The following is an 8,916-nucleotide window of genomic DNA, read 5'->3' on the forward strand; positions in this document are numbered from 1 at the left end:
CGGGGCACCTGTCTCACAGGAGAAACACGAGCAGCGGCACGGCGACCAGCGCGACCCCGGCGACGATCGGGATCAGCGGCTTGCGCGACCGCTTCTCGGTTTCGTCGTGCTCGGTCGTGTCCGGTTCGAGGTCGTCCTCGTCGTCCGGCCCGACGGCGAGCAACCGCGCCGCGACGACGTCGTTCTCCCCGGCCTCGAGCATCTCCCGTGCCCGGATGCGCGCGATCCCACCGGTCAGCACATCCGTCTCGTCGTACGACGGCGGAAGCCCGATGCGGGCACGCTTCGTCTCCCGGGCCGGCACGAAACCGGCCGCCAGGATCGCCGCACCCAGCGCGGCGGTCTGCTCCGGGCCCGGACCGACGAGGGTGCGGACCGTCAGCTTCGTCGCGATGCTGTTCGCGATCTCCTGGATGTACGAGCGGTCGCGGGCGACGATCCCGTCACCCATCACGACGACCGCGTCGAGATTCGGCGGCAGCCACCCGAACGAGCCGAGCGCGGTCGCGAGCTGCGACGCGGGTGACGGTGCGCCCTTCGTCGGTACCCGGAACGCCTTGCCTGCCGGTACGCCGGACCGCACCAGCGTCACCGTCGAACCGGCGTCGTCGATGTGGAAGACACCGATGAGCTGACCGGGGGTCTCGGAAATCTCGGAGGCATACCAGGTCGCGGCGCCCTGGGCGTCCGACGCCAGGTCCACGTGCCGCAGATCCGCGTAGTCGAGGGCCGCGCGCAGCGACGCGACCGCATCGGAATCCCAGTGGGAAGGGTAGGTCGCGGTGTAGCCGGGCTCGGATCCGTCGTCGGCGCCCCCGAACTTCGGGAGCGGTTCGGTCTCGTTCAGCAGGCACTGGATCGCGGTCGCCATCGCGTCCTCCGCCCGGTACACGCGACCGTCGCTGGCGGTGACACCCGCGGGGTCGCCGACCCGGGCGAGGAACCCGGCGAGGGTGCGTGCCTCGTTGTGGGAGGAGTAGGAACCGAGGGTGGTGGTGCCGTCCTCGTCGATGTGCAGGACCGTGTCCCGGGCGATCACCACGGGATCCTGGGTGCCCGGTTCGTTGGACGCGACCACTGCGGTGGACACGACTCTGCCGATCCGGAGCCCGACCCCGATTGCCATGACAGCCCTCTCGCTTCGCAGGTAACGAACCGCCTACATCTTGCTACCGAAATCGCTCATCCGGGCCCATACCGGACGGTAGCGGTGTACGGCGTGTCGATACGAACCGGACGGTTGCGCCCCTACACTCCCGAGGATGAGTGCCCCCACGCGCGCCCGGGCCTTCGCGCGCTCGTTCCACCCGGTCGGTCTCGCGTTCGCGCTGCTGTTCTTCGTGTGGTCGATGACCCCGTCCCTTCTGCCGCGCACCTGGTATCTGCAGGGCGTCGCGACGGGTATCGGCGTGGCGACCGGATACGGCGTCGGCTGCCTGATCGCGTGGGCACTGCGGCGCTGCGGTGTGCATCCGGACTGGTCGCCGAAAACGCGCCGCGTCGGCTGGTGGGTGCTCGCGGCCGTCGCGGCCGTGGTGGTTCCGACCTTCCTGATTCTCGGGTCGTGGTGGCAGCAGATCGTCCGCGACCTCGTGACCATGGAACGGGTCGAGCGGTCCCTCTATCTGCCGGTTCTGCTGATCGCCCTGGTGGTGGCGTTGCTGCTGTTGGCGATCGGGCGGGGCCTGCGCGCGGGGACGAACAAGCTCGCGCAGTTCGTCGACCGCTACACGCCGGCGCCGGTTGCGCGGGTGACCGCGCTCGTGGTGGTCGTGGCGTTGCTCGTCGTGCTCGTCAACGGTGCGCTGTACCGGGGAATTCTCGGAGCTGCGGAGGAGGCCTCCGCGATCGCGGACACCGGCACCGAGGAGGGGGTGGAGCAGCCGACCGCGCCGGAACGTTCCGGGTCGCCGGAATCCGCGGAGACGTGGGACACCCTCGGCAGGGAAGGACGCACGTTCGTCGCCGGCGGACCGTCGGCCGCGCAGATCGAGGCCGTGACGGGACGGCCCGCCCGGGAACCGATCCGCGTGTACGCGGGCCGGGTGTCGGCGGACACCATCGAAGGCATCGCCGAGCGGGTCGTCGCCGAGCTGAAGCGAACCGGCGGCTTCGACCGGAAGGCGCTCGCCGTCGTGACCACGACCGGTCGCGGCTGGGTCAACGGCAGCGTCGCCGACTCCTTCGAGTACCTCAACGGCGGGGACTCGGCGATCGCGGCGATGCAGTACTCGTATCTGCCGAGCCCGCTCGCGTTCATCGCCGACCGCGAGTCGCCGATGGAGGCCGGGCGGGCACTGTTCGAGGCCGTCTACGAGGTGTGGCTGAGTCTTCCGGAGGAGGCCCGGCCGAAGCTCGTGGTCTTCGGCGAGAGTCTCGGGTCGTACGGCGGGCAGTCCGCGTTCGCGTCCGGTTCCGACCTGGTCGCGCGGACCGACGGCGCGCTGTTCGTCGGCACCCCCAACTTCGCGCAGCCGTGGGGGCGGATCACCGAGCAGCGGGATCGGGGTTCGCTCGAACGTCTGCCGATCGTCGACGAGGGTCGCAACATTCGCTTCGCGGCGAGCCCGGGGGACGCGAATCTGCCTGAGCCGTGGGAACTTCCGCGGATCGTGTTCTGGCAGCACGGCAGTGATCCGATCACCTGGTGGTCGTTCGATCTGCTGCTGCACAAGCCCGACTGGCTGCGCGAACCCCTCGGGTCCGATGTGGATCCGGGGATGCGCTGGATGCCGTTCGTGACGTTCTGGCAGGTGACCCTGGACATGGTGTTCTCGGCCGAGGTGCCCGACGGTTACGGGCATTCCTACGGCCCGGAGGCCGCGGCTCTGTGGGCGGAGATCCTCGACCCCGAGGGGTGGACGCAGGCCGACACCGAGGCGGTGCGCGCGGCGTTGAAGGGCTGACCTGCGAGTTCGTCGTGCGGTGAGCTGCTGGGGCTGGACCTTACGCAAGGGTAAGTTACGTGTTACAGTCCGTACCGCTTGTGCGATGGGGCACACGCAGCTGACTTTCGAATGCAGGACACAGAACATCTGGGGGAAGTATGGCGATCGGCAGGGTCGGACGCTGGTTCTCCGCGGCGGTGACCTCCGCCGCGGTGGTGGGGAGCGTGCTCGCGGCTCCCGCGGTCGCCAATGCCGAGGGCGACTTCTATGTGCCGCCGAGCCCGCTGCCCGCCGGCAGCCCCGGCGACGTATTGCGCAGCGAGCCTTCGGATCTCGCGATCCGAGTCCCCACGACGAACGGCGTGTTCCCCGCCCAGGGCACCCGCCTGCTCTACCGCAGCCACGACGCCAACGGGGTTCCGAACGCGGTGGGCGGCACCTACCTCGAACCGTCCACCCCGTGGTCCGGTCCGGGTGAGCGACCGCTGGTCGTGCTCGCGCCCGGCACCCAGGGTCAGGGCGACCGCTGCGCGCCGTCGAAGGCCCTGAACTACCTGGTGGACTACAACCCGCCGCTGGATCTGTTCACCGAGTACGAACTGATTTCCATCAACGCGATGCTGCTGCAGGGCATCGCCGTGGTCGTCACCGACTACGACGGTCTGGGCACCCCGGGACACCACACCTACGTCAACCGCCTCGCCGAAGGCCACGCGGTGCTCGACGCGGCGCGCGCGGCGCAGCAACTGCCGGGCACGTCGATCCCCGACGACGGTCCGGTCGGCATCTTCGGTTACTCGCAGGGTGGCGGTGCTGCCGCGGCGGCCGCCGAACTCGCTCCGAGCTACGCCCCCGACCTCGATCTGCAGGGCGTCTACGCGGGTGCTCCGCCGGCCGATCTCGCCGCAACCCTGGCCCAGATCGACGGCACCGCGCTGACCGGCGTCATCGGCTACACGATCAACGGCCTGCAGGACGCGTACCCGGAGATCTCCGATGAGATCGACGCCGAGATCAACGACTACGGCCGCGAGATGCTGGCCCAGGTCGCGAACGAGTGCGTCCCCGAGACGATCTTCCGCCACGGTTTCCAGCGCACCAGCGACTACACCCGGACCGGTGAACCGCTCTCCGTCGTCCTCGAGCGCCTGCCCAAGGCGCGGGCCATCGTCGACGAGCAGCGTATCGGCCGCCTGAAGCCGCAGGTCCCGGTGCTGCTGCAGCACGGCACCCAGGACGACGCCGTGCCCTTCGGTCAGGGCCGCCAGCTCGCACTGGACTGGTGTGCACAGGGCGCGACCGTCCAGTTCTCGCCGAACCCGACCCCGCCGATCCTGCCGGGCTTCGTCGTCAACCACCTGTCGCCGATGCTGATGGGCATGCCGGAGTCGGTCTCGTACCTGCTCGACCGTTTCAACGGCGCGCCGGCACCGTCGAACTGCGGCGGATTCTGACCTCCTGACGAACGGCCCGCACTCTCTTCGAGTGCGGGCCGTTCGCCGTTTCGGGGGGACTACTGGGTTCGATGCCGCGTCTCGGTGAAGTGGCGTGCCAGGTTCTCCTCGGTCGACGGTCCCGGCGCCCATGCCGCGATCCACGGCCCGGTGCCCTCGCTCGGATCGAGCACGCCGTGCTCGAGCCACGCGTAGCGGCCCTCGAGAATGCTGCTGGTCAGGCGCAGGTCGGGGTCGTCGGTGTTCGTCCACAACTCGTCGAAGAGTTTGTCGACGCGCAGCCGGGCCTGACGGCAGAACACGTCCGCCAGTTCGAAGGCGCCCGCCGAGTCCGGGTGGCCGTCGGCCCGCTGCCGTTCGGCCCTCACACACGACGCCGCCATCGCGAACAGTTCGGCGCCGATGTCGACGATCCGGCCGAGGAAGTTCTGCCGTTTCTCGAGACCGGCCTGCCACCGGGCCATTCCGTAGAACGTGGAGCGGGCGAGCTTGCGGGAATTGCGCTCGATGTACCGCAGATGGGGCGCGAGCTGCCCGAACTCGGAGAACGAGGTGGGCAACTGGCCCTTGCCCGCGACGAGCTTGGGCAGCCACTTCGCGTAGAAGCCGCTGGCCTTCGCCGCGGCCTTGGCCTTCTCCTCGAGATTCGCCTTCGGGTCGGCGAGCTCGCCCGCCGCCTTCAGATGTGCGTCCACCGCCTCGCGGGCGATGAGCAGCCGCATGATCTCGCTGGAGCCTTCGAAGATCCGGTTGATACGCAGGTCCCGCATCAGCTGCTCGGCCGGGACCGCCCGTTCACCCCGCGCTGCCAGCGACGCGGCCGTCTCGTAGCCGCGACCACCGCGGATCTGGACGAGTTCGTCGGCGATCCGGCAGGCGATCTCGCTGGACCACAGCTTCGCCAGAGCCGCCTCGATCCGGATGTCGTTGCGGTTCTCGTCGCACATCTGACCGGACAGCTCGACCATGGACTCGAGCGCGTAGGTGGAGGCGGCGATGTAGGAGATCTTCGCGGCGACCGCGGCGTGATCGCCGACCGGTCGGCCCCACTGAACCCGGGTCGCGGACCATTCGCGGGCGATCTTCAGCGACCACTTGCCGGCCCCCGCGCACATCGCGGGGATCGCGAGGCGTCCCGCGTTCAGCGTGGTCAGGGCGATCTTCAGGCCGTCGCCTTCGCGGCCGATCAGGTTCTCCTTCGGAACCCGCACCCGGTGCATGCGGGTCACCCCGTTCTCGATACCCCGCAGTCCCATGAACGAGTTACGGCGTTCGACGGTGATGCCCGGCGAGTCCGCTTCGACGACGAACGCGGAGATGCCGCCGCGATGACCCTCGCTGCGCGGCACCCGGGCCATCACGACGAGCAGTTCGGCGACGACGCCGTTGGTGGTCCACAGTTTCACGCCGTCGAGTTCGTACGCGGAGCCGTCCTCGACCGGGGTCGCGGTCGACGCGAGCCGGGCGGGGTCCGAGCCCACGTCCGGTTCGGTGAGCAGGAACGCCGAGATCGCGCCGCGCGCGCAGCGCGGCAGGAACGCCCGCTTCTGTTCTGGGGTACCGGCCAGTTTCAGCGGTTCCGGAACGCCGATCGACTGGTGCGCCGACAGCAGCGCCCCGAGGCTGGGGTGCACGGACGCGATCAGCATCAGGGCACGGTTGTAGGCCACCTGCGACAGTCCGAGCCCGCCGTACTCCGGCGAGATCTTCATGCCGAAGCAGCCCAGTTCGGTCAGCCCGGCGACGTACTCGTCGGGGATTCGCGCATCGCGTTCGATGCGGGCGCCGTCCATCTCGAGGCAGAACCGGCGCAGTTTCGCCAGGAATTCCTCGGTGCGGGCGTCCTCGTCGGGTGTGGGACGGGGAAACGGGTGGACGAGGTCGAGGGTGAGTCGGCCGAGGAACAGTTCCTTGGCGAACGAGGGTTTCTCCCACCCGGATTCGCGGGCCTCCTCGGCCACCGCCCGGGCTTGTTCTTCACTGATCTGGATGGGTTCTGACATCGCGGGCCTCCACGATCGGGTTCCTACTGGCCAGTATCCACGTCGATGTGAGGTAAAACACACGATCCGGAATATCGGTACCGACCGGTAACCCGAGGTCGTTGTGGCATGTGAACGGAATCACGTCCACTGGGTGGATGTGAGCCTGCCGGGCGGCCGGGGGGTCCGTACTCTTGATCATGTCGACGTTGACACCCCCGACCGTCCCCCTTCCCCCGGTGATCCCGGGTCGCCGACGGAGGCGTCACATGGAAATCCTTGCCGCAGTACCGATCCTGTTCGTGCTCCTCGCAGTGGTCTACGCCCTGTCCTGCTACATCGTCGACCGTCAGATCCGCGTCGCCGCCCGCGAGATCGACCGGCAGGCAGCAAACGACGACCCGGCCACCTGTACCACCGGGTGACCAGGCCGTCGTTCCGAACTCGAAGTCAGTCGGTGCCCTCAGCCGCCGTGCCCTCCGACACCGGCCGAGCCTGATCGACGCGCGGCGGCTCCGGCGCCACCGGGGGATGCTCGTAACGCCGCGCCCGGAAGAACACGACACCGCCGGCCACGACCGCACCGACGGCGCCGGCCACGATCAAAGCCTTGCGACCGCGGCCGGGGCGGGTGCCGTCGGAGTGGGATGCCAACGCCACCACCCCGGCAGGAGAAGTACGACGCGCGCGGCTCAGCACCGTCTTCGCGGCGTCCGCCGACCTGCGGGCCACGAGCAGGCCCGCACTCAGGGAACCGTGCGCGAGCGCGAGCGCACCCTGACCCACCACCTGCAGTGCACCACCGATGCTGGTCGATTCCTTCAGTGGATTCGCGAGCAGTGGATTCGCGAGCAGGGGATTCACGAGCAGGGGATTCGCGAGCAGCGGATTCGCGAGCAGCGGATGTGCGAGCGCGGTATCGGATCCACCATGGCTTCCGGACTCTTTCGAACGCGTCATCGTTCCACTGTGACACAAGGTGCGACACAAGTTGCGTCGGCACAACGTGCCCCGACATGGGCGCGGCGCGCACTTCGGGCACTCCTCCCGCACGAGATGTCCGGATGGCACGATGGAGAGGTGACTTCACCTCTTCAGACCGCCACCGCCACGCTGCACACCAACCGCGGCGACATCGTGATCTCGCTGTTCGGCAATCACGCTCCCAAGACCGTCGAGAACTTTGTCGGCCTGGCGCAGGGCACCAAGGAATACAAGACGCAGAACGCCAAGGGCGAGACCAGTGGTCCGTTCTACGACGGCGCGGTCTTCCACCGTGTCATCGACGGCTTCATGATCCAGGGCGGCGACCCGACCGGCACCGGCCGCGGCGGCCCGGGCTACCAGTTCGGCGACGAGTTCCACCCCGAGCTGCAGTTCGACCGTCCGTACCTGCTCGCCATGGCGAACGCCGGCCCGGGCACCAACGGCTCCCAGTTCTTCATCACCGTCGACCGCACGCCGCACCTCAACCGTCGCCACACCATCTTCGGTGAGGTCGTCGACGAGGCGTCGCGCAAGGTCGTCGACGCGATCGCGACGACCGCGACCGACCGGGCCGACCGCCCGGTCGACGCCGTCGTCATCGAAAGCATCACCATCGCCTGAGAAGGAACTCCATGACGAACCCCGGCTGGGGCCCGGCGGCCGAAGGGGGCGGCCGTCCGCCCCAGCCGCGGTGCGTTCGCCATCCCGACCGTCCCACCCTGCTCGCCTGCACCCGCTGCGGCCGACCTGCCTGCCCCGACTGCCTGCGCGACGCGTCGGTCGGACAACAGTGCGTGGACTGCGTCGCCGCAGCCCGTAGCGCCACCCCGCAGGCCCGCACCGTCGCCGGTGCCCCCGTGCGCAGCGGCCATCCGACACCGCTGGTCACCTACATCCTCATCGGACTGAACGTCCTGATCTTCGCGATCACGGCCGCGCAGTCGTCGAGCGTGATGAACAACCAGCTGCGATCCGGCCTGTTCCGCGACCTCGCGTTGTGGCCGCCGATGATCGCGGGCAACGACGAATATCTGCGCCTGCTCGGCAGCGGTTTCCTGCACTTCGGTCCGATCCACCTCGCGGTCAACATGTTCGCCCTGTGGGTGATCGGCCGCGACACCGAGATCGTGCTCGGTCGCTCCCGCTACATCGCCGTGTACCTGCTGTCGCTGCTCGGCGGCTCCGCGGCGGTCGTGCTGATGCAGACCGACGCGGTCACCGCCGGCGCGTCCGGCGCCGTGTTCGGGCTCATGGGTGCGCAGGCCGTCATCCTGCTGCGTTTGCGGCGCAGCCCCGCACCGGTGCTGTCCGTCGTCGCCCTCAACGTGTTCATCAGCATCACCATCCCCGGCATCTCGCTGTGGGGACATCTCGGCGGCCTGGTGATCGGTGCCGCGGCGACCGCGGCGTTCCTCTACGGCCCGCAGGCTCTCGGCGCCGGAACCGACCGCGATCGCGTGGTCCGTACCGGCTGGATCGCGCTCGCCGCGGTCACCGTCGCGGTCGTGCTGGTCATCGTGCTCGGGGTGCTGCGGCTGCGGTCTCAGCTGGGTATTTGATCAGCTGAGACTCTGATCAGCTCGGGCTCTGATCGGGTGCCAGGTC

At 69.0% G+C, this 8,916-nt stretch carries 8 protein-coding genes; 5 read left to right on the forward strand and 3 right to left on the reverse strand.

Annotation, left to right across the window (positions count from 1 at the left end):
- Positions 1–13 precede the first annotated feature (13 nt).
- The gene (locus tag ACN675_RS11465; RefSeq protein WP_420750981.1) at positions 14–1,126 is read right to left on the reverse strand and encodes a hypothetical protein; all 1,113 of its coding nucleotides are present in this window, start codon (positions 1,124–1,126) and stop codon (positions 14–16) included.
- Between the two features lie 136 nt (positions 1,127–1,262).
- On the opposite strand from ACN675_RS11465, the gene ACN675_RS11470 reads away from it, so the two are divergent.
- On the forward strand, positions 1,263–2,906 hold the full coding sequence (locus tag ACN675_RS11470; protein WP_420750982.1) for an alpha/beta hydrolase: 1,644 nt from the start codon (positions 1,263–1,265) through the stop codon (positions 2,904–2,906).
- 140 nt (positions 2,907–3,046) lie between these two features.
- Positions 3,047–4,342 carry a lipase family protein gene (locus ACN675_RS11475; protein WP_420750983.1) on the forward strand — a complete coding sequence of 432 codons (1,296 nt, stop codon included), beginning with the start codon at positions 3,047–3,049 and terminating at the stop codon, positions 4,340–4,342.
- Between the two features lie 59 nt (positions 4,343–4,401).
- On the opposite strand, the gene ACN675_RS11480 is transcribed toward ACN675_RS11475, so the two are convergent.
- Positions 4,402–6,345: an acyl-CoA dehydrogenase family protein gene (locus ACN675_RS11480; RefSeq protein ID WP_420750984.1), complete on the reverse strand. Its 1,944-nt coding sequence runs from the start codon at positions 6,343–6,345 to the stop codon at positions 4,402–4,404.
- A gap of 248 nt (positions 6,346–6,593) precedes the next feature.
- Here ACN675_RS11480 and ACN675_RS11485 point away from each other — a divergent pair, with 248 nt between their 5' ends.
- A complete protein-coding gene (locus ACN675_RS11485; protein ID WP_197257138.1) occupies positions 6,594–6,749 on the forward strand; it encodes a hypothetical protein in 156 nt (51 codons plus the stop codon).
- Positions 6,750–6,774: 25 nt separating this feature from the next.
- Here ACN675_RS11485 and ACN675_RS11490 read toward each other — a convergent pair whose 3' ends face one another.
- Positions 6,775–7,284, reverse strand: a complete 510-nt coding sequence (locus ACN675_RS11490; RefSeq protein WP_420750985.1) for a hypothetical protein — start codon at positions 7,282–7,284, stop codon at positions 6,775–6,777.
- Between the two features lie 120 nt (positions 7,285–7,404).
- Between ACN675_RS11490 and ACN675_RS11495 the strand changes: the two genes are divergently transcribed.
- Both ACN675_RS11495 and ACN675_RS11500 read left to right on the forward strand, forming a co-directional pair.
- A complete protein-coding gene (locus tag ACN675_RS11495) occupies positions 7,405–7,932 on the forward strand; it encodes a peptidylprolyl isomerase (protein WP_420750986.1) in 528 nt (175 codons plus the stop codon).
- 11 nt (positions 7,933–7,943) lie between these two features.
- Complete coding sequence (locus ACN675_RS11500; protein WP_420750987.1) at positions 7,944–8,870, forward strand: rhomboid family intramembrane serine protease; 927 nt, start codon at positions 7,944–7,946, stop codon at positions 8,868–8,870.
- Positions 8,871–8,916 lie beyond the last annotated feature (46 nt).

The organism is Rhodococcus sp. O3 (assembly GCF_048897285.1).
GTDB lineage: Bacteria > Actinomycetota > Actinomycetes > Mycobacteriales > Mycobacteriaceae > Rhodococcus.

Coding starts and splice junctions, on each gene's coding strand:
- ACN675_RS11465 (WP_420750981.1), bottom strand. CDS start 1,126: ATGGCAATCGGGGTCGGGCTCCGGATCGGCAGAGTCGTGTCCACCGCA.
- ACN675_RS11470 (WP_420750982.1), top strand. CDS start 1,263: ATGAGTGCCCCCACGCGCGCCCGGGCCTTCGCGCGCTCGTTCCACCCG.
- ACN675_RS11475 (WP_420750983.1), top strand. CDS start 3,047: ATGGCGATCGGCAGGGTCGGACGCTGGTTCTCCGCGGCGGTGACCTCC.
- ACN675_RS11480 (WP_420750984.1), bottom strand. CDS start 6,345: ATGTCAGAACCCATCCAGATCAGTGAAGAACAAGCCCGGGCGGTGGCC.
- ACN675_RS11485 (WP_197257138.1), top strand. CDS start 6,594: ATGGAAATCCTTGCCGCAGTACCGATCCTGTTCGTGCTCCTCGCAGTG.
- ACN675_RS11490 (WP_420750985.1), bottom strand. CDS start 7,284: ATGACGCGTTCGAAAGAGTCCGGAAGCCATGGTGGATCCGATACCGCG.
- ACN675_RS11500 (WP_420750987.1), top strand. CDS start 7,944: ATGACGAACCCCGGCTGGGGCCCGGCGGCCGAAGGGGGCGGCCGTCCG.